This is a genomic window from Micromonospora sp. NPDC049081 (assembly GCF_040648835.1).
GTDB lineage: Bacteria > Actinomycetota > Actinomycetes > Mycobacteriales > Micromonosporaceae > Micromonospora > Micromonospora antibiotica.
The window spans coordinates 40,427-65,395 of sequence record NZ_JBEZEK010000012.1 but is presented as its reverse complement, the minus strand read 5'-3'; the positions used below and the strand labels follow the sequence as shown (position 1 = coordinate 65,395).

The 24,969-nt window shown below is 72.5% G+C and carries 16 protein-coding genes and 1 pseudogene; 5 read left to right on the top strand and 12 right to left on the bottom strand.

Features of this window, described 5'->3' with window-relative positions; genetic code table 11:
* The first annotated feature begins 35 nt into the window (after positions 1–35).
* The gene (locus AB0B63_RS18820; RefSeq protein ID WP_357020213.1) at positions 36–1,103 is read left to right on the top strand and encodes an NADH:flavin oxidoreductase/NADH oxidase; all 1,068 of its coding nucleotides are present in this window, start codon (positions 36–38) and stop codon (positions 1,101–1,103) included.
* Between the two features lie 126 nt (positions 1,104–1,229).
* On the opposite strand, the gene AB0B63_RS18815 is transcribed toward AB0B63_RS18820, so the two are convergent.
* The gene (locus tag AB0B63_RS18815; RefSeq protein ID WP_357020210.1) at positions 1,230–5,009 is read right to left on the bottom strand and encodes an ATP-binding cassette domain-containing protein; all 3,780 of its coding nucleotides are present in this window, start codon (positions 5,007–5,009) and stop codon (positions 1,230–1,232) included.
* A 330-nt stretch (positions 5,010–5,339) separates the two neighbouring features.
* A complete protein-coding gene (locus AB0B63_RS18810; protein WP_357020207.1) occupies positions 5,340–6,179 on the bottom strand; it encodes a GNAT family N-acetyltransferase in 840 nt (279 codons plus the stop codon).
* A gap of 159 nt (positions 6,180–6,338) precedes the next feature.
* Between AB0B63_RS18810 and AB0B63_RS18805 the strand changes: the two genes are divergently transcribed.
* A complete protein-coding gene (locus tag AB0B63_RS18805) occupies positions 6,339–6,917 on the top strand; it encodes a helix-turn-helix transcriptional regulator (protein WP_208569280.1) in 579 nt (192 codons plus the stop codon).
* Positions 6,918–7,345: 428 nt separating this feature from the next.
* Here AB0B63_RS18805 and ispG read toward each other — a convergent pair whose 3' ends face one another.
* The 6 genes from ispG to AB0B63_RS18775 all read right to left on the bottom strand — a co-directional run bounded on the left by ispG (position 7,346) and on the right by AB0B63_RS18775 (position 15,205).
* Positions 7,346–8,518, bottom strand: a complete 1,173-nt coding sequence (gene ispG, locus AB0B63_RS18800) for a flavodoxin-dependent (E)-4-hydroxy-3-methylbut-2-enyl-diphosphate synthase (RefSeq protein ID WP_208569279.1) — start codon at positions 8,516–8,518, stop codon at positions 7,346–7,348.
* Positions 8,519–8,526: 8 nt separating this feature from the next.
* Complete coding sequence (locus tag AB0B63_RS18795; RefSeq protein ID WP_357020203.1) at positions 8,527–9,768, bottom strand: site-2 protease family protein; 1,242 nt, start codon at positions 9,766–9,768, stop codon at positions 8,527–8,529.
* Entirely contained in the window at positions 9,768–10,979 is a 1,212-nt protein-coding gene (dxr, locus tag AB0B63_RS18790) for a 1-deoxy-D-xylulose-5-phosphate reductoisomerase (protein ID WP_208569277.1), read from the bottom strand. The genes AB0B63_RS18795 and dxr overlap by 1 nt, the downstream gene beginning before the upstream one ends.
* A 43-nt stretch (positions 10,980–11,022) precedes the next feature.
* Positions 11,023–11,748, bottom strand: coding sequence for a Uma2 family endonuclease (locus tag AB0B63_RS18785; protein ID WP_357020198.1), 726 nt, complete (start codon positions 11,746–11,748; stop codon positions 11,023–11,025).
* Between the two features lie 947 nt (positions 11,749–12,695).
* Entirely contained in the window at positions 12,696–14,270 is a 1,575-nt protein-coding gene (locus AB0B63_RS18780; RefSeq protein WP_357020195.1) for a pectate lyase, read from the bottom strand.
* Positions 14,271–14,638: 368 nt separating this feature from the next.
* Positions 14,639–15,205 carry a GNAT family N-acetyltransferase gene (locus AB0B63_RS18775; RefSeq protein WP_208569274.1) on the bottom strand — a complete coding sequence of 189 codons (567 nt, stop codon included), beginning with the start codon at positions 15,203–15,205 and terminating at the stop codon, positions 14,639–14,641.
* 51 nt (positions 15,206–15,256) lie between these two features.
* Here AB0B63_RS18775 and AB0B63_RS18770 point away from each other — a divergent pair.
* Positions 15,257–16,072, top strand: a pseudogene (locus tag AB0B63_RS18770) (YhjD/YihY/BrkB family envelope integrity protein); the annotation flags it as partial.
* On the opposite strand, the gene AB0B63_RS18765 reads toward AB0B63_RS18770, so the two are convergent.
* Positions 16,039–18,456: an MMPL family transporter gene (locus AB0B63_RS18765; protein ID WP_357020192.1), complete on the bottom strand. Its 2,418-nt coding sequence runs from the start codon at positions 18,454–18,456 to the stop codon at positions 16,039–16,041. The pseudogene AB0B63_RS18770 and the gene AB0B63_RS18765 sit on opposite strands and share 34 nt — an antisense overlap.
* A 492-nt stretch (positions 18,457–18,948) precedes the next feature.
* Between AB0B63_RS18765 and AB0B63_RS18760 the strand changes: the two genes are divergently transcribed.
* Entirely contained in the window at positions 18,949–20,550 is a 1,602-nt protein-coding gene (locus AB0B63_RS18760) for an NAD(P)/FAD-dependent oxidoreductase (protein ID WP_357020189.1), read from the top strand.
* A gap of 77 nt (positions 20,551–20,627) precedes the next feature.
* Here AB0B63_RS18760 and AB0B63_RS18755 read toward each other — a convergent pair whose 3' ends face one another.
* Complete coding sequence (locus AB0B63_RS18755; RefSeq protein WP_208567170.1) at positions 20,628–21,299, bottom strand: TMEM175 family protein; 672 nt, start codon at positions 21,297–21,299, stop codon at positions 20,628–20,630.
* 208 nt (positions 21,300–21,507) lie between these two features.
* Positions 21,508–23,088, bottom strand: coding sequence for a Rieske 2Fe-2S domain-containing protein (locus tag AB0B63_RS18750; protein ID WP_357020185.1), 1,581 nt, complete (start codon positions 23,086–23,088; stop codon positions 21,508–21,510).
* A gap of 341 nt (positions 23,089–23,429) precedes the next feature.
* On the opposite strand from AB0B63_RS18750, the gene AB0B63_RS18745 reads away from it, so the two are divergent.
* Positions 23,430–23,651, top strand: coding sequence for a DUF2631 domain-containing protein (locus AB0B63_RS18745; protein ID WP_208567172.1), 222 nt, complete (start codon positions 23,430–23,432; stop codon positions 23,649–23,651).
* A 67-nt stretch (positions 23,652–23,718) separates the two neighbouring features.
* Here AB0B63_RS18745 and AB0B63_RS18740 read toward each other — a convergent pair whose 3' ends face one another.
* The gene (locus AB0B63_RS18740; RefSeq protein ID WP_357020180.1) at positions 23,719–24,963 is read right to left on the bottom strand and encodes a DivIVA domain-containing protein; all 1,245 of its coding nucleotides are present in this window, start codon (positions 24,961–24,963) and stop codon (positions 23,719–23,721) included.
* Positions 24,964–24,969: the final 6 nt, after the last annotated feature.

The following is a 24,969-nucleotide window of genomic DNA, read 5'->3' as shown; positions in this document are numbered from 1 at the left end:
GCACCGCCATCAGCCCCTACCGGAGGATCACTCGCATGAGTGCCCTGTTCACCCCGCTCGCCCTGCGCGGCGTCACCCTGCCCAACCGGATCGCCCTGGCCCCGATGTGCCAGTACAGCGCCGGCCCGGACGGCCTGCCCACCGACTGGCACCTGGTGCACCTCGGCTCCCGGGCCGTCGGCGGTGCCGGACTGATCGTCACCGAGGCCACCGCGGTCGTCCCCGAGGGGCGGATCAGCCCCCAGGACACCGGCATCTGGTCCGACGCGCACGTCGACGCGTGGCGTCCGGTCACCGCGTTCGTCGCCGGCCAGGGGGCGGTGCCCGCCGTGCAGCTCGCCCACGCCGGGTTCAAGGCCAGCACCTGGCGGCCGTGGGCGGCCGAACGCGGCGGGGTGCCCGACGCCGAGGGCGGTTGGACGCCGGTCGGGCCCGGGACCGAACCGTTCCTGCCCGACTACCGGCAGCCGACGGCGCTCGACGAGGCCGGGATCGCCGGGGTGGTGTCGGCCTTCGCCACCGCCGCCGGCCGGGCCGTCGACGCCGGCTTCGCCGTCGTGGAGATCCACGCCGCGCACGGCTACCTGCTGCACGAGTTCCTGTCCCCGCTGACCAACCACCGCACCGACGGGTACGGCGGCGACCGGGCCGCCCGGATGCGGCTCACCCTGGAGGTGGCCCGCGCGGTCCGCGCCACCGTCGGCGAACAGGTGCCGGTGCTCACCCGGATCTCCGCCACCGACTGGGTCGACGGCGGTTGGACGGCGGACGACAGCGTCGCGCTCGCCGCCGAGCTGGCCGCGACCGGGGTGGACCTGGTGGACGTCTCCTCCGGCGGGGCGTCGGCCCGGGCGGCCATCCCGGTCGGTCCCGGCTACCAGGTGCCGCTGGCCGCCCAGATCCGCCGCGAGGCGGGCGTGCCGACGGGGGCGGTCGGCCTCATCGTCGAGCCGGAGCAGGCCGAGGAGGTCGTCGCAGCCGGTGAGGCCGATCTGGTGCTGCTCGGTCGGGAACTGCTGCGCGACCCGTACTGGCCGCGCCGCGCCGCCGCGAAGCTCGGCGTCACCCCCGACTGGCCCGACCCGTACGCCCGCGCCTTCTGACCGGCTGCCGACCGGCCTGCGTCGACCGCTGCGGGGAGAGTTGTTGTCGCTCCAGCGACAACAACTCTCCCCGATCCCGGGTGGCGCGAGCGGGCGGGCGCGGGACGCAGGACGCGGGTGACCTGGTCAGCCGGCCAGGTGGCCCCAGTCGTCCTCCAGGTCACGCCACGGACCCTGGGCGACGGCCGTGCCGTCGATGAGCACCACCACGTGGTCGGCGCGGACCAGCGCCGCCCGTTTCGAGGTGGAGCCGACCACCGTCACCCCGTGCTCGCGCAGCGCCGCCCACAGGGCCAGCTCGGTGGTGACGTCCAGGGCGGACGACACGTCGTCGGCGACCAGCAGTTCGGTACGCGGGGCGAGCGCCCGGGCCAGCGCCAGCCGCTGCAACTGCCCGCCGGACAGCCGGGTGCCCTTGTGCCCGATGAGCAGCCCCAACCCACCCCCACCCGCCAGGTCGTGCTCCAGTTGGGCGGTGCTCACCGCCCCGGCCGCGTCCACATCGTGCCCGAGGGCGATGTTGTCGGCGACGGTGCCGGAGAGCACCCGGGGCAGCTGCCCGACGTAACCGACCTGCTGGGGGCGCAGGAACAGCTCCGGTTCGGTCACCGGGTCGCCGTTCCAACGCAGTTCACCGACGTGGTGCACGATCCCGGCCAGCGCCCGCAGCAGCGACGACTTGCCGGACCCGACCGGTCCGACCACCAGCACCAGCTGGCCCCGGTCGACGGTCAGGTCGACGTCCCGCACGGCGAGGGTGCCGTCGGAGTGCAGTGCCCCGTAGCCGGTCAGCTCCAGCCGGCGCAGTGGCCGGCGCGGCGGCGGCTCCGGCGCGGGGGCGGTGCCGGCGGCGATGTCCACCCCGGGCACCTCCGCCGAGTACGCTCCGATCCCGGTCATCGCCACCGTCCGCCGGGTCCACACCCGCGCCGACGGGTACTGCGAGACCAGGGACGCCGTGGTCCAGGCGAACCAGCGGGCCGCCCCGAGGGTGGAGACGGCGACCAGGGTGGCACCGGCGGAGAGCCCGCCGGTCAGGTAGAGCGCCCAGGCGGCGATCGGCAGCAGGCCACTGGCCACCGACGGGGTGGAGCGGGCCCACACCTGCGCGGCGATCTCCCGCCGCTGCCGGTCGCTGCGGACCAGGTCCAGGGCGGAGAGGTGGTCGAGCACCGGGCGGGTCGCACCGGCCAGTTTGACCGTACGGGCCGCCGACAGCGAGGAGACCAGCGCGGTGGCGAAGGCGGCACGGGCGGCCACGGTGTCCCGGGCGGAACGCTCCAACCGGGGGCCGAACAGGGTGGCGGCCAGCCCCGATACGGCCATCGTGCCGACGAAGAACAACGCCGGCACCAGGCTGCCCGTGACCAACGTCATGGTCACCAGGGTCACCAGGGCGATGAGCTGGTCCATCAGGTTGTCGGCGAGCTGCACGACCCGTTCGGTGTCGCCGCTCTGGGCCACCACCTCGGCCGGGGTGTGCCGGCTGGACCGGCGCGGGCCGGTCTGCCCGTGCACCAGCCGCAGGCTCATCCGCAGCATCTGCCGTACCCACCACTGGGGGAACCGCAGGTTGGTCCAGTAGGGCAGCGGCAGCACGATCACCAGCGCGGCGGCGATGCCGATCGCCGGCAGCCAGGGGTCGCCGCCGTCGACGACGTCCGCCCAGAGCCAGGGCAGCACGGTGCCGTCCAGGCCGAGCACGGTGATCACCATGAACAGCGCGACCGAGAGCAGGCCGAAGCGCGGGTCGTTCAGGCCGAGCCGCAGGATCTCCCGCATCGTCCGGGTGGGCGGCAGGGGTGGCAGCGGCGGCGGGTCCCCCTTGGGTACGGCCACCGCCGCCCGCCCGGACACCCCGGCCCCCTCGACACCGGCCCGCCCCGGCCCGTCGCCACCCGTCCCGGTGCCGTCCGCCGTGATGCCGCCATCCGGCCCGGTGGCCTCCGGCCCGGTGGCCTCCGTCGTGATGCCGTCCGGCCTGGTGGCGTCCGGCCTGGTGGCGTCCGCCGTGATGCCGTCCGTCTCGGCCCGGTTCGGCGCGGCCCGGTTCGGCGCGGCGGCGTCCGCCCAGGGGGTGTCGGGCCCGTCCGGGTACAGGTCGCCCGCCCGGCCGGCCTGCGGCCAGGCTGGGCCGGAGGCGTCGGCCTGCGGCCAGGCGGGGCCCGGGCCGTCGAGCAGGTCCACCCCGCCCCGGGCGGTGCCCGTCGGGGCCGCCCCCACCGGGGTGTACGCGGCGGCGCGGCTGCTGGCGAGCAGCTCGGCGAAGCGGGCCGAGGAGTGCAGCGGCCCCGCCTCCAGGACCGCCCCGTCGGCCATCACCACCACCTCGTCGCAGCGCCGCACGGAGGAGAGCCGGTGCGCGATGATGATGCCGATCCGGTCGGTGAGCAGGCGTTCGGTGGCCTCGCGTACCCGGATCTCGGTGACCGGGTCGAGTCGCGCGGTGGCCTCGTCGAGGACCACCACGTGCGGATCGCGGACCAGGATCCGGGCGAACGCCACCAACTGCTCCTGGCCGGCGGAGAGCACGTACCCGCCCTCACCCAGCCGGGTGCGGATGCCGTCGGGCAGCTCCGCTACCCAGCCGGTGAGCCCCAGCTCGGCCAGCGCCCGGGGGGCGGCGTCGAGCAGGTCCGGGTCGAACAGGGCGACGTTCTCGGCGAGGGTGCCGGCGAGGATCTCGGTACGCTGCGGCACCACCGCGATCCACCGACGCAGTTCCTCGACGTCCAGGTCACACAGATCGGTGTCGCCGAGCAGTACCGTGCCGCGCGGCACCTCGACCGCCCGGGTGAGTACCTTGGTCAGGGTCGACTTGCCCGAACCGGTCCGCCCGACCAGCGCGTACGACCGTCCCCGGACGAAGCTGAGCCGGACGTCGCGCAGCGCGGGTGCCCGCTCGTCCTCGCCGGTGGCCGGGTAGCGGAAGGTGAGCCCGCGCAGGGTCAGGTCGCCGTCGGTGGGGGTGACCCCGCCGGAGGGTTCCTGCGGGGCGTCGGAGAGCAGCAGCACCCGGGCCCAGGCGCCGAGGGCGTACTGCAGGTGCGGCACCCAGCGGGCGAGATGTTCGACGGTCGCGCCGAAGCTCAACGCGAGCAGCCAGATCGCGGTCAACCGGGCCCCGTCGACCCGGCCGGTGGTCAACGCCCACGCCCCGGCGAGCACCACCCCGGCGATCCCGACCCGGATGGCACCGGCGGCGACGGCGGTGACCCGCGCCGACATCAGGAAGACCCGGCGGCAGCGGTTCAGCACCTCGGCCGCCCGCCGGGCGTACAACCGCAGCACGTACGGCTGGGCGAGGCTGGTACGGACGTCGTCCTGGCCGTGCACCGCCTCCTCCATCACGGCGGCCAGGTCGGACCAGGCTTCCTCCTCGAACATCCGGGCCGGGGCGATGGCGGCGGTGGGACGGCGCAACAGCACGATGAGCAGCACGGTGAGCAGCAGCATCGCCACCCCGGCCGGCCACCAGACGAACAGCGCGCTGAGCGTGGCGAGCAGGCAGAGCACCAGACCCTGCACCAGCCGTACGCCGGTGTTGCGCAGCTCGGAGGCGACCTGGTAGACGTCGTTGTCGATCCGGTCGAGCAGCTCGCCGACCGGGGTGCCCTCCAGGGTCGGCAGGTCCTGCCCGAGGGCGACCCGGCAGAGCCGGCGACGCACGTCGGCGGACCAGTCGGCGGTGATGCCCGCCATCAGCAGCGCGATCACCAACTCGCCGAAGACTGCCACGACCAAAGCGACGACCAACGCGACGAACCAGCCGGCCGAGCGGTGCACCAGCACCGGGCCGGCGACCGCCGAGGCGGCGGCCTGACCGGCCGCCCCCAACACGACGAGCACGATCACGACCGTCATCCGACGTGGCGCGGACGCCCAGAGATCACGGAGCAGGCGCATGGAGATTCCCTCCGGAACTCGGGGTGGCGGTACCCCCCAGCCTGACCCCCCGCCCTCATCCCCTCAACGCATTTACCACCCACCCTCCCCTCCCGCCCCCTCCCGCCCCCTCCCGCCCTCTCCCCGCCCCACCCCGCCCCGCCCCACCCCGGCGATCAAGAGGTTTACGTCAAAGTTGATCTTCAAAATGACGTAAACCTCTTGATCAACTGACCTAAAGCTCTTGATCACCGGGACGAGCCGGTGAGCGGCGGGGGCGAGGGCGGAGCGGGCGCAGGGGGCTAGAGGGTTGGGGGTGGGGTGTTCGGGGAGGTGGGAGGGGTGGGGCGGTCAGAAGAGGATGGTGGCGAGGGTGCCTACGGGGCGGAAGCCGCAGTGTTGGTAGACCCGGCGCGCGGGGAGGTTGAAGTCGTTGACGTAGAGGCTGACCGTCGGGGCGACCCGGAGCAGCGCGTCGCGTACCACGGCGGCCATCGCGGCGGTGGCGATGCCACGGCCCCGCCACTGCGGTGCCACCCAGACCCCCTGGATCTGGGCGGTCCGGCGGGTCACCACCGCCAGCTCGGCCTTGAACACGACCTCCCCGTCGATCATGCGGGCGTACGCCCGACCGGCTCGGACCAGGTCCTCGACCCGCCGGCGGTAGGCCCGGCCGCCGTCGTCGGCCAGCGGTGACACGCCGACCTCCTCGGCGTACATGGCGACCGCCGCCGGGAAGAGGCGGGGCACCTCGTCGGGCCGGACCCGGCGCACCTCGGGGTCGGCCGGGATGCGGGGCGCGGTGTCGGTGGCCAGTAACGGCTGGTTGGGGCGTACGTCACGGGCGGGCCCCCAGTGGTCGGCGAGCCGGTCCCAGAGTCCGAGCACCGCGTCGGCCCGCCCGACGATGGACGAGCAGAGCCGCTCCTCGCCGGAGAGCTGCTCGGCGAAGGCGGCGACCGCCGACTCGGTGGCGAGGATCGGGGTGAGGTTGCCGCCGAGCCAGCAGATCGACTCCAGGTTGCGACGGGTGCCGTAGCCGAGGATGCGCCCCTCGGCCCGCCACCAGGCCAGCCCTCGGGCGGAGACCCGCTCGGCGACCTGCGCGCCCGCGAACGGGTCGAGGTCGAGCAACCGCTCGACCGCGCGGCGCTCCGATTCTCCCAGTTGGCGTACGGGCACCGTCAGCACGGTTCCAGCCTGCCAGATGCGGGTGGTGGTCCGCCGGGCGACCGGCGCAGCCGCACGACAGTCGACCGGAACCGGGCCTCATCGTGAACACTCTTGCCGACGACACGTTGGCGATATATCGTTGATGCATCAGCGACACTCCACGGAAGGAACGACACGATGGGATTCCACCGACGGATGCAGGCCCTGCAAGAGGCACGGCAACGCGGCTTCGGCTTCCCGCCCATGCCACCCGGCCCGCACGGGCACGGGGGTTGGGGCGGCGTCCGGGGTGGTCGCGGGCGCGGCCGGGGACGCCGGCCCAACGTCCGGGCCGCCGTCCTGGCCCTGCTCACCGAGCGGCCGATGCACGGCTACGAGATGATCCAGGAGATCGACTCCCGCACCGGCGGGGCCTGGCGGCCCAGCCCCGGGTCGATCTACCCGACCCTGCAACTGCTGGAGGACGAGGGCGTCATCGCCGCCAGCACCGACCCGGCCGGCGGCGGGCGTAAGCGGTTCGGCCTGACCGACGCCGGCCGGGACGAGGCCACCACGGCCGCGCAGACCCCGCCCTGGGCCGAGTTCGCCGAGGACACCGTCAACAGCTGGCACGACATCCGCGACGCGGGCGCGCAGGCCATGCACGCGCTGCGCCAGGTGATGATGACCGGCACCGACGACCAGCGGGAACGCGCCGCCCAGGTGCTCGACGAGACCCGACGCAAGCTGTACGCGATCCTCGCCGAATCCGAGTGACCGCCGGGCACGACCCGGCGACCCGGCCACCGGCCAAGAGCCACCGCCAACGGCCGACGGCCACCGGTCACCGGTCACCCGCGACGTCCGGGCCCGGCACGGCGAACCTCGCCGGCCGGCCCGGACCGCCACCATCACCCGGACCGCTACCACCAAGCCCGGCCCGGGTCACCACAACCCCGGGTCGGACCACCACAAAACAACCAGCCCGGACCGCCACAAACAACAGGCCCGGGTCACCACAGCCCAGCCCGGGTCACCACAACCCGGTGGCCGGACCATCCACAAAACAATCGGCCCAGCTCACCACGACCTCAGGCCGGACCACCACGACCCCAGGCCAGGTCACCGGGCATCCCGACGACGCTCGACCCCGTACCCGAAAAAGGCGGCCCTCCCGGTGGGAGGGCCGCCTTTTCGACGGTGGATCAGTGCACGGTGACGGTGGCGCCGGGGACGAGGTCGCGCAGCTCCTCGGGGATCTCCGCGCCCATCTCGTCGGCGATCCGCAGCGCCTCCTCGATCAGCGTCTCGACGATCTGCCCCTCGGGGACGGTCTTGACGACCTGCCCCTTGACGAAGATCTGCCCCTTGCCGTTGCCGGAGGCGACACCCAGGTCGGCCTCGCGTGCCTCGCCGGGCCCGTTCACCACACAGCCCATCACGGCGACCCGCAGCGGGACGGGCAGCCCCTCCAGGCCGGCGGTGACCTCCTCGGCGAGCTTGTAGACGTCCACCTGGGCCCGGCCGCAGGACGGGCAGGAGACGATCTCCAGGCCGCGTTCGCGCAGGCCCAGCGACTCCAGGATCTGGTTGCCGACCTTGATCTCCTCGACCGGCGGGGCGGACAACGACACCCGGATCGTGTCGCCGATGCCCTCGGCGAGCAGCGCGCCGAAGGCGACGGCCGACTTGATGGTGCCCTGGAACGCCGGGCCCGCCTCGGTCACCCCCAGGTGCAGCGGGTAGTCGCACTGCTCGGCGAGCTGCCGGTACGCCCGGATCATCACCACCGGGTCGTTGTGCTTGACCGAGATCTTGATGTCCCGGAAACCGTGCTCCTCGAACAGCGAACACTCCCACAGCGCCGACTCGACGAGCGCCTCGGCGGTGGCCTTGCCGTACTTCGCGAGCAGCCGCTTGTCGAGCGAGCCGGCGTTGACGCCGATCCGGATCGGCGTACCGGCGGCGGAGGCCGCTGCGGCGATCTCCTTGACCTTGTCGTCGAACTGGCGGATGTTGCCCGGGTTGACCCGGACGGCCGCGCAACCGGCGTCGATCGCGGCGAACACGTACTTCGGCTGGAAGTGGATGTCGGCGATCACCGGGATCTGCGACTTGCGGGCGATCGCCGGCAACGCCTCCACGTCATCCTGACTGGGTACGGCCACCCGGACGATCTGACAACCGGACGCGGTCAACTCCGCGATCTGCTGGAGCGTGGCGTTGACGTCGGAGGTGAGGGTCGTCGTCATCGACTGCACCGAGACGGGGGCACCCCCACCGACCGGCACCGAACCGACCATGATCTGGCGACTGACCCGGCGCGGGGCGAGCGGCGGGGGCGGTACGGCGGGCATACCGAGACTGACAGCGGTCACTTGGGCACTCACCTCGTGAAGAGCGTGATCGGGTTGACGATGTCCGCGGTGGCGGTGAGCAGCGTGAACGCCCCACCGATGAGGATCACCGCGTACGTGATGGGCATCAGCTTGAGGTAGTCGACCCGGCCCGGGTCGCGCCGGCCGATCCGGGCGTAGAGCCAGGAGCGGGCCCGTTCGAACCAGGCGATGGCGATGTGGCCGCCGTCCAGGGGCAGCAGCGGCAGCAGGTTGAACACGCCGACGAAGAAGTTCAGCGAGATGAACAGCAGGACCAGCAGTTGCCAGACGCCGTTCTCCAGCGCTTCGCCGCCGAGCCGGCTGGCCCCGACGACGCTGATCGGGGTGTCCTTGTCGCGTTCACCGCCGGTGACGGCGGTCCACAGGGCGGGGATCTTGTCGGGGATCCGCTTGAGCGCCTCGTAGGTGCCGACGGCCAGGTCCTTGGTGTAGCCGGCGGTGGCCGGGATGGCCTCGACCGGGCCGTAGGTGACGTTCGCCGGGACGCCGGGCGGGAGCATCGGGCCGGCGACGCCGAGGGCGGAGACGGTGACCGGGGCGCCGTTGGGGTCGTCGAGCGGCTTGCGTTGCACGGCGGCGAGATCGGCGCGGACCTCACCGGCCACGCCGTCGCGCTCGTACCTGATGGTCGCGGGCTGGCCCGGCGGGAGGTCGCGGACGGTCTTGACCAGCGCGGTGTAGTCGGCGACGGCGACCCCGTTCACCGCGACGATCTTGTCGTCGTCGCGCAGCCCGGCCAGTTTGGCGGGGCTGACCGGGTCACCGGGGGCGCACTCGCGGGCGGCGTCGGTGGTGATGACGCAGTCGACGACCTTGACGTGCGCCGGCAGCGGGTTGGGCAGGTCCTTGTTGGGCAGGCCCATGAACATGGCGGCCAGCCAGATCGCGATGATCGCCAGCGCGAAGTGGGTGACCGAGCCGGCGGACATCACGATCGTCCGCTTCCAGACCGGGTAACGCCACATGGCCCGCTTCTCGTCACCGGGTTCGACGTCGTCGTCCTGCGGCGTCATACCGACGATCTTGCAGAAGCCGCCGAGCGGGATGGCCTTGAGGCCGTACTCCGTCTCACCCCGGCGGAACGACCAGATGGTCGGCCCGAAGCCGACGAAGTAGCGGGTGACCTTCATGCCGAACGCCTTGGCGGTCAGCATGTGACCGGCCTCGTGCAGGCTCACCGAGATGAGGATCGCCAGGGCGATCACCACCACCCCGAGCAGATATAGCATCAGGCTTCCTTCCCCGACCCCGCGATGATCTCCTGCGCGTGCGCGCGCGCCCACGATTCGGCGGCGAGTACGTCCTCGACCGTACCCGGTTCACCGAAATCGGGGGCCTCCTCCAGCACCCGTTCCAGGGTGTCGACGATGCCGAGGAACGGTAACCGGCCGGCGACGAACGCCGCCACGCACTCCTCGTTGGCCGCGTTGTAGACCGCCGGTCGGCTGCGACCCGCCTCGCCGGCCGCCTTGGCCAGCGCCACCGCCGGGAACGCCTCGTCGTCGAGGGGGGCGAACTCCCAGGTGTGGGCGGTGGTCCAGTCCACTGCGGCGGTGGCGTCGGGCACCCGGTCGGGCCAGCCGATGCCGAGCGCGATGGGCAGCCGCATGTCCGGCGGGCTCGCCTGGGCCAGGGTGGAACCGTCGACGAACTCGACCATCGAGTGGATCACCGACTGCGGGTGCACCATCACGGTGATGTCGGCGTAGGGCACGTCGAACAGCTCGTGCGCCTCGATCACCTCCAGCGCCTTGTTGACCATGGTGGCCGAGTTGATCGTGACGACCGGGCCCATGTTCCACGTCGGGTGGGCGAGCGCCTGCTCCGGGGTGACAGCGGTCAGCTCGTCGCGCCGCCGCCCCCGGAACGGTCCGCCGCTGGCCGTGACGACCAGCCGCCGTACCTCGCCGCGGGTGCCGCCGCGCAGGCACTGGGCCAGCGCCGAATGCTCCGAGTCGACCGGCACGATCTGCCCCGGCCGGGTCACCGCGGCCTTCACCAGCGGGCCGCCGGCCACCAACGACTCCTTGTTGGCCAACGCGAGGGTACGACCACAGCGCAGCGCGGCCAGCGTCGGCGCGAGCCCGAGCGACCCGACCACCCCGTTGAGGACCACGTCGCCGGGCCACTGCGCCAGCTCGGTCATGGCGTCCGGACCGGCAATGATCTTCGGCAGCCTGAAGTCCCCGGTGGCCCAGCCGCGCCGACTCGCCTCGGCATAGAAGGCGAGCTGGAGATCCTGCGCGGCGGACGCCTTGGCCACCCCGACCGCGTCCACGCCCAACTCGAGGGCCTGGGTGGCGAGCAACTCGACGTTGCCGCCGCCGGCACCGAGCGCCACCACCCGGAACCGGTCCGGGTTGCGCCTGACGATGTCGATCGCCTGGGTGCCGATCGAGCCGGTGGAGCCGAGCAGTACGAGATCCCGGGGAGTTGTCACGCGGCCATTCTGCCCCGGCCCCGCTGTACTCCCGCTGGGAGCCTCACCGCTCGACGTCCCCCTCCCCGGCCGCCTCATCCCCGCCGATCGGCCCCACCTCCCCGCCGAGAGGTGCCGCTTCGTCCAGCAGCTCGGCCGGATCGAGAGAAAACGCGAATGGCCGTGTCATGACAAAAGTCGTCCCCGCTGCGGCTGCGGCCGTCGGTCGGTACTCCCCGTCGGCCAGCTCGTAGAGCGCCAGGGTGGGGACGCGGTTGCGCAGGTCGACCCGGAGGAAGAAGGGAACCCCGGCGGCGGCGTACTCCCGGGGTCGGTCGATCACGTCCTTGCGCCGGTTGCCGGGTGACACGATCTCCCCCAGCAGCACCGCCTGCCGAATGTCGATCGCCGCGCGCCCACCACCGGAGGAGCGCAGCACGGCGATATCCGGGATGTAAAGGTCCTTGCCCGAGATCAGATTGATCTCGGGGTACACCCAGTAGCCGGCTCGGCGTGCCGCACGGTGCAACAGATAAGGCAGTTCTCGCTCGACCGACTGGTGGTCGATTCCGGCATGTGGGGTCACGATCACGCTTCCGCTCAGGACTTCGACCTTGGGACCGTTGGTCTCCGGCAACAGGTCGAGGGCGAGCTGGGCGGTCCACGGCTCGTCGTGCCAGCGCAGCACATCGAACGACGGCCCGGTCGGCCGGTCGACCGACCCGGGCGACGGGGACGTCGGGTCGGGTGCCTGCGGTGCCGGCTCGGGCGCGAATGCGGCCTGGGCCATCCGGGCTCACCCCCTCAGCGGAACATCCTGCTGGTTCCAGCCTAATCGCCGCAGCCCTGCCACCGGGCCGTCGCACCACCGGTGCGTCTCGGTCAGCCCGTCCCCCACCCGGTCCCGCGCCCTGGTCGACACAACGGGGCCGACATGGGGGTGTCCGCGCCAGTCGACTACCCCCACATCGACCCCACTGAGTCATCGACCGTACTGAGTCGATCACCACGCCGGGAGCCAGCACGGCGGACAGGCTTGTCCCGATGACGCCGTGTCATGTTGAACGGCATCTCCGTGGTCAGCGGCGGGTGACCGCGACAAGCCCGCCCACGACACCACCACCCCGCGCCCGCGCTCCTGCGCCCACGCGCCTGCGCCTGCGCCCGCGCCACGCCACGCCACGCCACGCCACGATCGTGCTCGATCCATGTTGTAGTGGCCTCGTAGCGCAGGGATGCCACTACAACATGGAAGTAGCACGACCTTGGCAGGGGGCGCGGGCGCAGGGGCACGGGCGCAGGAGCGCGGGCACGACGCGATCACCGATGCGCTGCGGGTCGGCGCCGGCACGGTCGACCCCGGCCGCCTACTTCACCCGGTTTCTCGCGTGGACCCGCCACGACCGGCCATCGACCGGCTCCTCGGCCGCATCCGCCGACGCGGGTTGATCAACACAACGGGGCCGAGGTAGCGGTGTCCACGCCGACCGGACACCGCCACCTCGGCCCTACTGATCACCCTCCGGGCACGGCGATCACCACCAGGACGGCGATCACCCCCGGGACGGCGACCACCCTCCCGGAACAGCGACCACCCTCCGGGCACAGCGATCACCCTCCGGGGACGGCGATCAGCCCCCGGGACGGCGACCACCCCCGGGCACAGCGACCACCCTCCCGGGACAGCGACCACCCCCGGGGCGGCGATCACCGCCCCGGGCGGCGCGGGGGAACTGGTCAGGCGTAGGTCTCGAATTCGGCGACCTTCGGGGTGGCAGCAGAGCTGTTGATCCGGAAGGTGACCTTCTTGAGCGAGGTCCGAGCGAAGGTGATCACGCCGGCCCGGCTGCCGGAGGCCAGCACCGCGCCGGTGTCGCCGTTGAGGACCTGCCAGGAGGTGATGCTGCCGGCCGAGCCCGACGCCTCCCGGATGTTGATCGAGGAGATGCCGGTCGCCGAGCCCCACTTGATTGAGATGTCACCGGTCGACCCGGCCGGCGACCAGAAGGTGCCCATGTTGCCGTCGCGGACGTCGCCGTAGCTCGTACCGCTGGCCTTGCTGGAGCCGTCGGAGCCGGCGCCGATGCTGAGGTTGGTCCCGCCGGGGTTGCTGGTGGGCGGCGGGGTGGTCGGGGCGGGGGTGGTGGGGGCCGGCGTGGTCGGCGCGGGCGTGGTCGGTCCCGGGGTGGTCGGGGTCGGCGTGGTCGGCGAGCAGCTTCCGTTGGACTCCTTGAGGCCGGTGTTCGCGCCGGCCGTCTGCCGGACGATGTCCGGCACGCAGCTCGCCCCGTCCAGCCGGTAGGAGTACGGGATGCTGACGCTGGTGTTGGACGGCATACCCGGGCCGGCGGGGTTGGTCTCGCTGCCGGCGCTGGACCAGGTCACGCTGTCCAGGATGTTGCCGCTGGCCTGCCAGTAGCCGGCCTCGCTGGTGTAGAAGGTGCCCAGCACGTCCCGGGAGTTCTTGAAGTAGTTGTTCTCCACCTTGGCCCGCGCACCGGCCCGGGAGTTGATCCCCGATTCGTTGAGCTGCACGTACGAGTTGTTGTAGATGTGCGCGATCCCGCCCCGCAGCAGGGGCGTACGGGAGTCGATGTTCTGGTAGAGGTTGTGGTGGAAGGTGACGAAGCCGTTGCCCCGGTCGCTCTCGCTGGAGCCGATGAGGCCGCCCCGGCCGGAGTTGCGCAGGATGCTGTACGACAACGTCACGTACTGGACGTCGTCCTTCATGTCGAACAGCCCGTCGTAACCGGCCGACTCGCCGCCCGACGCCTCCAGCGTGGTGTGGTCGACCCAGACGTTGCGCACGCTGCTCTCCATGCCGATGGCGTCACCGCCGTTGGAGATGGGCGAGCCCGACTTCTTGACGTTCCGCACCGTCACGTTCTGGATGATGATGTTGCGGGAGTCGCGGATGTGGATGCCGAGCTGGTCGAAGACCGCCCCGTTGCCGACCCCGACGATGGTGACGTTGCTGATCTCCTTCAGCTCGATCTTGTCGGCTGCGGTGTTGCAGCTGTTGCCGGAGACCTTCGTGGTGTTGCCGTGGTTGATCGTGCCCTGCACCTCGATGACGATCGGGGTGCTGCTGCTGGCCCGGTTGCACAGGGCCGCGTGGATCGCGGTGCCCGTGCTGGCCCGGACGGTCTGGCCGCCCGCGCCGCCGGTGGTGCCGCCGTTCTGGGTGGCGTAGCCGCTGGCGCTGCCGGCCGCCGCCGACGCCTGGTGCACCGGCAGGGCCACGCAGATCGCGGCACCGACGGCGGCCGTGGCCAGCCCCGCCTGGACTCGTCGTGCAACTGGTCGTCTCATCCTCGCGTCACCTTTCTCAGTACCTGGTGGTGGTGCCGCTGCCGGGGGGTGTGGTGCCTGGTGTGGTGCCCGGCCGGGCGGCGGTGATGGTGGTGGTCCTGCGAACCTCTGCGCGCCGGGGACGGGCCGGGCCTTCGCGGCCGTCGGGCGGAGTCGCCGGTCGGCCAGGGTGGTTGCGCCGGGGTACCGGATCGACCCGCTCACCGTGCTGCCGCGCACGGCGAACTGGTGCCTCCGGCGGCAGCAGAACTCGCCGGGACACCCGCACTGAGCATCTGGAAAGCGCTTTCCACAAGCGAGAATAGGACGACGTCAATCAATACCGCAAGATGTCGTCCGGATTGCGGGCTAATGACCGCCTGAGGTGGCTATCGGCCACCTGGGGAGCCCGGGAGCGCCCGGCGCACGAAGGTCTCCAGTTCCTCACCGCCGTACCAGTCGGTGCGCCGACCCAGGTGGGTCATCCCGAGCCGGCGGGCCACCGCCATCGACGCCCCGTTGCCGGGGGCCACCACCGCGTACACCCGCCCGGTGCCGGTGGCGAGTTCCCGGTCGACCAGGACGCGGGCCGCCTCGGTGGCGTAGCCGTGGCCCCACGAGTCGGGGTGCAGGTGCCAACCCACCTCGATGTCGGCGGTGGGCACCTGCTCGTCCCGGCCGGGCAACGGCTTGAGCAGGATCGTGCCGACCACCAGGCCGGTGTCGCGCACCTGCACCGCCCAGGTGCCGTACCGGTCGCCATGGTCGGCGTGCCGGGCCCGCCAGAGCGCCAGCCGGTCGGCCGCCTGCGCCGGGTCGGTCAACGGCAGACCGGGGGCCGCGCCCAGCCAGCGCACCACCTCGTTGCGGGAGTAGATGTCGAAGATCCGGGCCAGGTCGGCCGGCGAGTCGGTCCAGTTCCGCAGGATCAGCCGGTCGGTGGTGAGCACGGTCATGTCGCGGGATCGTAATGCGTGCCGACGGACGTGAGGGGGAAGAACACCACGATGGGCGACGCATGGCAGCGTACGAAGCGGATCACCAGTGCCGCGTTCCGGCCGGTACGCGGGCGGGACCTCTCCCTGCACGCCGCCGCGATCACCTTCTACGGGGCGATCGCCGTGGTGCCGGTGGCCCTGCTGGCGATCTGGCTGACCTCGCTGCTGGCCGGCGCGGACCGGGTACGCCGGCTCACCGCGTACGCCGTGGAGACGCTGCCGGACGCGATCGGTGCGCCCGAGGCGGTGGACGCGCTGGTCAACGCCGGGGTGCAGTTGACCCCGCTGCTGGCGCTGGCCTCCCTGCTGCCGGCCTCGCTCTACGGTGAGGGGCTGCGCCGGGCGTTCGTCTCGGTGGCCGTCGCCCCCAACCCGGACGAGTCGCTGGTCGGCTGGCGGGGGCGGTTGCTGCTGCTGCCGCTGCTCGCCCCCGCCCCCGCCCTGCTGCTGTCGATCCTCATCGCGCTGCCCACCACCACCCGGCTGATCCGGCAGGGCGGCTGGGTCGCCGCCCTCGGCATCGTGCTGTCGTTCCTGGCGGTGTGGCTGGTGCTCACCCCGGTGCTGATGTGGGTGTTCCGGGTGGTCGGGCCGGCCTCACCGGACTGGTTGTCGACGCTGGCGGTCGGCTCGTTCACCGCCGCCAACCTCTCCGGCTTCCTGCACGGCTTCGTGCTGTTCTGTTCGCTCCCGCTGGACCTCGGTGTCCCGTTCGGCGGCTTCGACCCGGTGGGGGCCGGTGTCGCGGTGCTGCTGTGGCTCTACCTGTTCCACGTGATCGTGCTGGCCGGCTACTCGGCCACCCTCGCGTTGTCCCGCTGGCGGGTCCGCCGCGCCGCCGCCTCCGGGTCGACGTCCGCCTCCGGGTCGACCGCCGGCTCGGGGTCGACGTCCGGCTCCGGGGGCGCGTCCGCAGGCGTCGATGCCGCGTCGGCCACGGTGAACCAGCCCGAGGCATCCGCCGACCCACCCCGGGTGCCCGCCGCCGGGGCGGGCGGCAACGCCGACGCGGGTGGCGACGACACGGGCGACGCCGACGCGGACGTGTCCGGGGTCGTCGGCGGGTCCGCCGGGTCGTCGGTCTCGCGCAGGCCGTAACGGGCCCAGAGCCGGGCCAGGGGTGCCGGGGCCCACCAGTTCCACCGGCCCAGCAGCCGCATGGTCGCCGGCACGAGCAGCGCCCGGACCAGGGTCGCGTCCACCACGATCGCCACGATCATGCCGACACCGATCAGCTTGATGTAGGCCATCCCGCCGGTGGTGAAGCCGGCCACCACGATGATCAGCAGCAGCGCGGCGGCGGTGATGATCCGGCCGGTGCGTTGCAGACCGGTGGCGACCGAGGCGGTGTTGTCGCCGGTGCGGTCCCACTCCTCGCGTACCCGGCTCAGCAGGAACACCTCGTAGTCGGTCGCCAGCCCGAACAGCACCGCGAGCATGAGGATGAGGTTGCTCGGCTCGATGAACCCGGTGGAGGTGAAACCGAGCAGACCGGCCAGGTGGCCGTCCTGGAAGATCCAGACCACCACGCCGAACGACGCGCCGATCGACAGCAGGTTCATCAGCACCGCCTTGACCGGCAGCACCACCGAGCCGAAGGCGAGGAACAGCAGCAGCAGGGTCGCGCCGGCCATCAGCAGGGCCATCCACGGCAACCGGTCGCCGAGGCTGTCCAGCAGGTCCACGTCGGCGGCGGGCCGCCCGCCGACCAGCACCTGCGCCCCGGCCGGGCCGGGCAGGTCGCGCAGCGTCCGGACCAGGTCGCGGGCGTCGTCGCCGGTCGGCTCCCCCGGGTAGCTCACCGACAGCAGGGTCGACTCCCCCTTCGCTGCCGTGACCTGGACCCCGGTCACCCCGGGCAGCGCCGCGATCCGGTCGGCGAACGGTCGCACCGCGTCGGCCGCAGCCCCGGAGACCAGCACCTCGATCGGGGCGATCGTGCCGCCGGGGAACTCGGCGGCGATCCGCTCGGAGACCACCCGGGGTGCGGCGTCGGCCGGCAGCACCCGCTCGTCGACCCCGCCGAAGGTGATCCGCGCGAACGGGGTGGCCAGCACGGCGAGCAGCACCGCGACCCCCACCAGGTAGAGCGCCGGCCGGCGCATCACGCTACGCGCGATCCGGGCCCAGGCACCACCCTCGTCACCCAGGGCCCGCCGCGCGCCCCGCGTCCCCCGCCGCCACGGCAGCGGTACGCGCACCGCGTCCACCCGGTGGCCGAGCACCACCAGCAGGGCCGGCAGCACGGTGAGCGCCGCCAGCATGGCGATCAGGACGGCGGCCATCCCGCCGAAGCCCATCGACCGCAGGAACGGTTGCGGGAAGATCAACAGGCTGGCCATGGCGAGCGCGACGGTCAGCCCGGAGACGAACACGGTACGGCCGGCGGTGAGGATGGTGCGCCGGATCGCCTCGGCGGTGCCGTGCCCGGCGGCCAGCTCCTCCCGGAACCGGCTGACGATGAACAGCGCGTAGTCGACCGCCATCCCGAGCCCGATCAGGGTGATCACGTTGATCGCGAAGATCGACACGTCGGTGACCAGGTTGACCAGGCGGACCGCCACGAATGCGCCGAGGATGGCCAGGCCGCCGACGAGCAGCGGGGTGCCGGCGGCGACCAACCCGCCGAAGATCAGCACGAGCAGCACCAGTAGCACCGGCATGGACAGCAACTCGGCCCGGGTGATGTCCTCGGTGCTCTGGGTGGTGGCCTCCGCCTGGAACGCCACCAGCCCGCCGACGTCGGTCCGCAGCCCGGGTGCGTCCAGCGCGGGGCGCAGCGCCGTGAACTGCGCCGAGCGGGCGTCCTCGTCACCGCCGGTCAGCTTGACCAGCGCGTAGGTGGCCCGCCGGTCCTCGGCGACGAACGCGGGCGCGGGCGTGTCGTACCAGGTGGTCACCTCGGCCACCTCGGCGCGCTGGCGCAGCCCGGCCACGGTGGAGGTGACCGGGTCGCGGAACTCCGGGTCGTCGACGGACGCGGTGCCGCTGGACCAGAGCACGATCACGTCGGCACCCTGCCGGCCGAGTTCGGCGGTGACCCGCTGCACGGTACGGCTCGACTCGCTCGACGGGTCGTCGAACCCACCCCCGGTCAGCCCCCCGAACACTCCGGCGCCCCAGGTGGCCCCGACGGCCACCAGCACCCCGGCGGTGGCCAGCACCACCCACCGGGCACGCACCACCACCCGCCCCCACCAGGCGAACATCGACCTCTCCCCTCGTCGACCCACCGAACCATCGACCCGCCGCCCACCGCCCCGTGGACCCACCGACCCGCCGCCCTACCGAGCCGTCGACCCGTCAAGCCGCCGCCCACACCCGGGCCACCCACCGACGGGGGCCGGCGTCGACCCCACAGCGATCGCCGTCAACTATCGCAACAACCGTTCACGTTCGACGGGCCGGCCCGGCCTTCCCCGGCTGCCGGAGCGGGGGAGCACGCTTCCCGTAGTGACCGGTATGCCTGTGAGGCATATTTATGCCTCACAGGCATACCGCTTCTTGCCGCACCGACATACCGCGTTCCGCGCCTGATGGTGCCGACACCCTTACGGCCACGGACCAGCCAGTCGAGCCGGACCGCCAGCGTCGAGCCGGCCGACCCCGACCAGCCAGTCGAGCCGGACCAACCGGGCAGGTCGGATCACCCGCGTCGAGCCGGCAGACGGACGCCGCCCGCCGCACTAGGCTGCCCAGGCATGAGCGATGCGAGTGAGCTGCCGTCCCGCGCCGACGTCGTGATCATCGGATCGGGGCACAACGGGCTGGTCTCCGCCGTCCTGCTGGCCCGCGCCGGGCTGGACGTGCTGGTGCTGGAGGCGGCGGAGGTCATCGGCGGGGCCACCCGCACCGAGAACCCGTTCCCGAAGGTGCCCGCGCTGCGCCACTCCACCGGGTCGTACCTGCTGGGGCTGATGCCGCCGGAGCTGCTCGCCACCCTCGACGTGCGCATCCCGGTGCTGCGCCGCGACCCGCACTACTTCCTGCCCACCCCGGGCGGGCCCGGAGCGCCTTACCTGCTGTTCGGCAGCGACACCGCCGCGACCCGGCGGCAGCTCACCGAGTTCTTCTCCCCCGCCGACGTGGCCGCCGACGACGCGCTCCAGGCCGAGCTGGCGCAGCTGCGCGCCGACCTGGCCCCGGCGTGGCTGGCCGAGCCGCTGCCGGTGGAGCAGACCGCCGAACGCTACGTCCGCCCCGGGCTGCGGCAGGTCTTCGTCGACCTGGTCCGCGGTTCCGTCGCCGACTACCTGGCCCGCTTCGACTTCCGCTCCGAGCTGCTGGTCAGCATGTACGCGGTCACCGACGGGCTGTCCGGCCTCAACGCCGGCCCCGACGACCCCGGCACCGGCCACAACTTCCTGGTGCACAACATGTGCCGGCTGCCCGGCGCGGACGGCACCTGGATGATCGCCGAGGGCGGCATGGGCACCGTCTCGCGCACCTTCGCCGAGGCCGCCCGCGCCGCCGGGGCGACCGTCCTGACCGGTGCCCGGGTCGACGCCGTCACCCTGACCGGGGGCGCGGCGTCGGGCGTCCGGCTCGCCGACGGGCGGGAGGTCGCCGCCGAGGTGGTGCTCGGCGCGTGTGACCCGTACCGGCTGATGGAGCTGGTGCCCGACGGCGCGCTGCCGGCGGAGCTGGGCACGCGGATGGCGGCGGTCCGCCGGCCCGGCACCACCCTGAAGCTCAACCTGGCGCTGACCGGGCTGCCCCGGTTCTCCTGCCTGCCGGCCGACGCGCCCAGCCCGTTCGGGTCCACCATCCACCTGCTGCCCGGGTCGGCGTCGCTGGTCGGGGCCGGCGGTGAGTCACCGATGGCGGCGCTGCGGGCGATGTGGGCCGACGTGCAGGCCGGGCGGCTGCCCGACGAGCCGACCATCGAGTGGTACCTGCACACCACCGTCGACCCGTCGCTGTCCGACCCGGCCGGGCACCACTCGTCGGCGCTGTTCGTCCAGTCGGTGCCCTACACGCTGGCCGGCACCGACTGGGACACCGCGCTGCCCGGCTACGTCACCCGACTGGTGGAGATCTGCGAACGGTACGCCCCGGGCACCGGTGACCTGATCGCCGACGCGGTGCCGCTGCCCCCGCCCGGCATCGAGGCGCACTTCGGCATCACCGGCGGGCACATCCACCACGTCGACAACACCGTCTCGTTCACCGACCGGATGCCGTACGCCACCGGCATCGACGGGGTGTACGCGGGCAGCGCCGGCTGCCATCCGGCGGGCAGCGTGATCGGCGCGGCCGGCCACAACGCCGCCCGACGCATCCTCGCCGACCTGGGCCGCTGACGCCCACCGGCCCGTCCCGCCGGGCGGGCCGGGTGACACCGTCGCCGTCCGGGCGGGCGGTGACGGGCCTGCCCGGCTCAGGCGGGGGCCGGGCGGGAGGACGGCAGGTCGCCGGGGCCCCGGATCAGGTAGAGCCCGGTGAGCAGGAAGTACGCCGCGAGGCTGAGCACCGGGTCGACGAAGGAGATGCCGAACGCCACCACGTAGAGCACCGGGCCGAGCAGGAAGCGGCGGGCCACGGCACGGGCCAGCCGGGGGTCCAACCCCGGGTCGAGCAACCGTCGACGGCGGGCCCACCACCAGCTCAGGTTGAAGAACAGCGCCTCACCGAGCACCGTGCCGACATAGAGGGCGGCGGTCAACCGCTGGTCGGCGACGGTGCCCCGGAGGTTGTCGGCGAGCAGGCTGGCCGCGAACGGAATGGCCGCCACGAACAGCAGCAACAGCAGGTTGAGGACGAGCAGCAACTGGTCGACCTTGACGACGTACCGCCACATGTTGTGGTGGGTCAACCAGACCTGACCGACGATCACGAACGTGATCACGTACGCCAGGTAGGCGGGCCACTCGTGGAACAACGCCCCGGGCAGATCCTGCCCCTCGGGCCGCTGCGGGCTGAGTTGGAGCAGCTCCACCGCCATCAGGGTGAGCACGATGGCGATCACCGCGTCGCTGAACGCCTCCACCCGGGAGGCGTCCCGCTCCTTCTCCCGCCGGTGCCCGAACTCGTACTCCTCCTCGTCCACCACCCCGCCCCACCCGCCCTGTCGGTCCTGACGTCACCGTGCCCGGAGTGCACCGGTTCGCCGGCCTCTGCGGCGTGGCACCACGTCATGGTCGCCGGAAACGGGGGGTGGCGGGGTGGGAACGGGTCAGCCGCGTCGACGGCCTGGCCGGTTCGCCCCCGCCTGCCGCCCCACAGGACGGCCGGCGGTCAGGGCGGACCCGGTGAGCCGGTCAGTTGACCGGTCCGCCGGCCGGGGCGGGCGTCTCCGCGTCCACCCGGGCGGCGCGGATCTTGTGGCCGACGCTGGTCAGGCAGCGGCCCGACGGCAGGTCGAACTTCCAGCCGTGCAGCTGGCAGGTGAGCTGGTCGCCGTCGACGATGCCGAACCGGGTCAGGTCCGCCTTGAGGTGGGGGCAGCGGCGCTGCACCACCCAGTCACCCAGGGTGACGTCCTCGGCGTCGACGGCCCGCTCGTGCTCGTCGTACCAGCCCTCGGCGTACTGGAGGCGCTCGGTGGACAGGCACTTGAAGAAGGCGTAGACGAACTCGTTGTACTGGCCGATCCGGGCCGCCGAGAAACGGCAGGACAGGAAGAGCGAGTTGACCCAGTCGACCTCGTCGATATGGAGCAGGTGCTCGATCAGCGCCCGCTCGGTACGGAACCGGTACCGGACCTTCTCGTCCGCGTACGGCCGGACCTCCTTGCCGGGGAAGTCCACCACGATCGACTCGACGCTCTCCCCGTCGTAGCCGACCAGGTCGAAGCGGACCGGGCCACCGACGCCCTTGGCCAGGTAGATCGACTCGTCGAGCAGCGGCTCGATCCGGCGCTTCATCCCGGCCAGCACGTCGATCTCGGGGTGCCGCCAGGACGCCTTCTCGGCCTCGATGACGCCGCGCTTACGCTCCCGCATCTCCTCCAGATGGGCGGTCTTGTTCGCGAAGAACTCCTCGACCGGCTGCGGGTGGGTGGTGGTCGCGCCGGAGGTGGTCACCTCGGCGACGCTGCCCGGCAGCAGCACGATGCCGTTGGTGCCGCCGACCTTCGCGTACTCCGACAGAAACACCGACTGGTCCGGGAAGATGTTGCCCTCGTCGCCGTGGATGTCGTTGAACTGCCACAACGCGTCGTCGAGGAAGCACGGCGGGCCGGCGATCGGGAAGACGTGGTCGGCCTTCAGGTCGTCGATGTAGCGCCAGGTCCGGTCGAACTGCCGCTCCCGCTTCTGCTTGCCGAACGCGGTCTTCGCCGACTGCGGCAGCTCGTAGACCATCGGGTACCAGATCGCGCCGGAGAACTGGAGCAGGTGCGCGTGCACGTGGCCCAGCTCGGCGAAGACGGTCAGGTCGGTGGGGCGGGCGTCGTTCTGGTTGAGCAGCCGGACCCCGTCGTACTCCACCCAGAGCGACGAGTCGCCGATCGGGCCGTCGGTCGGGCTGGTCAGCGCCTGGATCATGATCTTCAGGCCGCCGGGCAGCTCCACCACCTGCTCGTTGGGGGCCCGCAGGAACTTCGTGAAGCCCAGCGCCCGCAGCTCGTCGGCCATCTCCGAGGTGGGGAACTCGGGCAGCAGGACGGTGGCGTCCTTCGAGACGAACTCCCGCAGGTGCTTGGCGTCGAAGTGGTCCCGGTGCAGGTGCGACACGTACAGGTAGTCGACCTGACCCAGGGTCTCCCAGTCGAGCAGGGAGTTGTCGGGGAACGGGAACCAGGAGGCGAAGTAGGCCGGATTGACCCACGGGTCGCACAGGATGCTGCCCGCAGCCGTGTCGATCCGCATGCTGGCATGTCCCGTACCGGTCACTCGCACCGCAGTCCCCCTCAAACAGACAATCAAGGTGTACGCCCGAACGCTACCGGAGGCAGTGTGGTCGACGGCCCGCGACGCCGGTAGAGCCGACCCGCCCCACCGGGCCGGGGTCTTTCGGCCCGGTCCCCGGCCGGCCCTGCCCACTCCTGCCCGGCCCGGCCACCCCGGCACGCCGATCCTGCCGACCCGGCCCCCGGCGACCCGGGCGCTGCTGGTCAACAGCCGGCCGCGCGCCACGAGTTTCCCGGTCCACCGGGCTTCGGCAGGGCGGACCCCGCACCGGGGCCGGGGCAGGGCGTGCCAGACTAGCCGGAGATCCGATCGCGAGGGAAGGACCGACAGTGGCAGGAAGCGAGCCGGTAACCGCGCCAGATCAGCACAGGCCCGGGCACCGCAAGGCCGGACGGATCGGCGCGGTGCTCTCCGCGTTGGCGCTGCTGGCGATGCTGTGCGGCAACCACGAGGGCAAGGTCGAGGAAATCTGGCTGGTCGGCCTGGCCGTGCTGTTGCTGGCGATCGTCATCGGCGACGCCGTGCTGCGCCGCAGCGGGCTGCGCTCCTGACGCACCGCCCCACAGACGTACGAGGGCCCACCCCGGTCGGGGATGGGCCCTCGTCACATCTGCCGGATCAACGGCCGAAGAGGATGTCCTGGACGTCCTTGAGCGCGGCGTCGACCTCCGCCTCGAAGTAACCACCGGGCACCAGCCCGAACCGCAGCGTATCCAGGTCCTTGGGGTTCACCGGCATCTGGTTACGGCCCTGCATCCCACCGAGCAGGCTCTCGAAGAACCGGTCCACCTGGTCGGGGTCGTACCCGCTGCCGAAGCGGCGCACCTGGAAGCTGCGCCGGATCTGGTCGACCCGGTACAGCTCGCTGCCGGGCGGGCCGGCCATCGGCGGACCCACCATCGGCGGGCCACCGGCCGGCGGACCCATCGGCGCGGGCCCGCCCATCGACGGGCCACCCATCGGCGGTGGGCCTCCCGGACCACGACCACGCATCTCCCGCGGGTCGCGCTCGGGCATCCGGTCGCGTTCCGGCATCCGGTCGCGCTCGGGCATCCGGATCTCGGCAGTCATGTCGGTACGACCGTGCCGGCCCGCCTCGAAACCGTCGAAGCGCTGCTCGTCCGGGGGGCCGTAGCCACTACCCGGGCCGGCCGGCAGACCCCGCGGCGGTGGGCCACCGTGCCCCATCGGCCCACTCGGACCGGGGCCCATCGGCCCGCCGGGCCCGGGGCCCATCGGCCCGCCGGGCCCGGGGCCCAACTGGCCGCGCGGCGCGTCGTACCCACCACGAGGCGGGTCGTACCCACCGCGCGGCGCGTCGTGTCCGACGGCGAAGGCACCGCTCGGCTCGTCGTACCCACCGCGCGGCGCGTCACGTCCGACGGCGAAGGTGCCACTCGGCTCGTCGTACCCACCGCGCGGCGCGTCACGTCCGACGGCGAAGGCGCCACTCGGCTCGTCGTAGCGGCTGCCGTAACGGTCCGGCGGACCAGGCTGGGCCGGCATCGCGCGGGGCGGCATCGGCTGCGGCACCGGCGACATACCCCGGTGGTCGTCGCGCATCGGCGGGGCGAGCCGGTCCGCGCCACGCGGGTCGGCGACCCGGCCACCGGGGGCGGCGCGCTCCTCCAGCTCGGCCAACTGCCGCTCCACCCGATCCAGGTGCAGGTCGACCTGCCACTCGTCATAGCCGTTGAAGCGGACCCGGAAGACGACGTCGTGGACCTCCTGGGAGGCCACGGGGGCACCGACCGGCTGACCGGCGAGGGTGGCCTCCACCCGGTCCAGGAAGGCGTCGACCTCGTCGACCTTGTAGCCCCGGCGGAGCGCCTTACGCCGGAAACGCTGACCCTGACTCGCCACTATGTC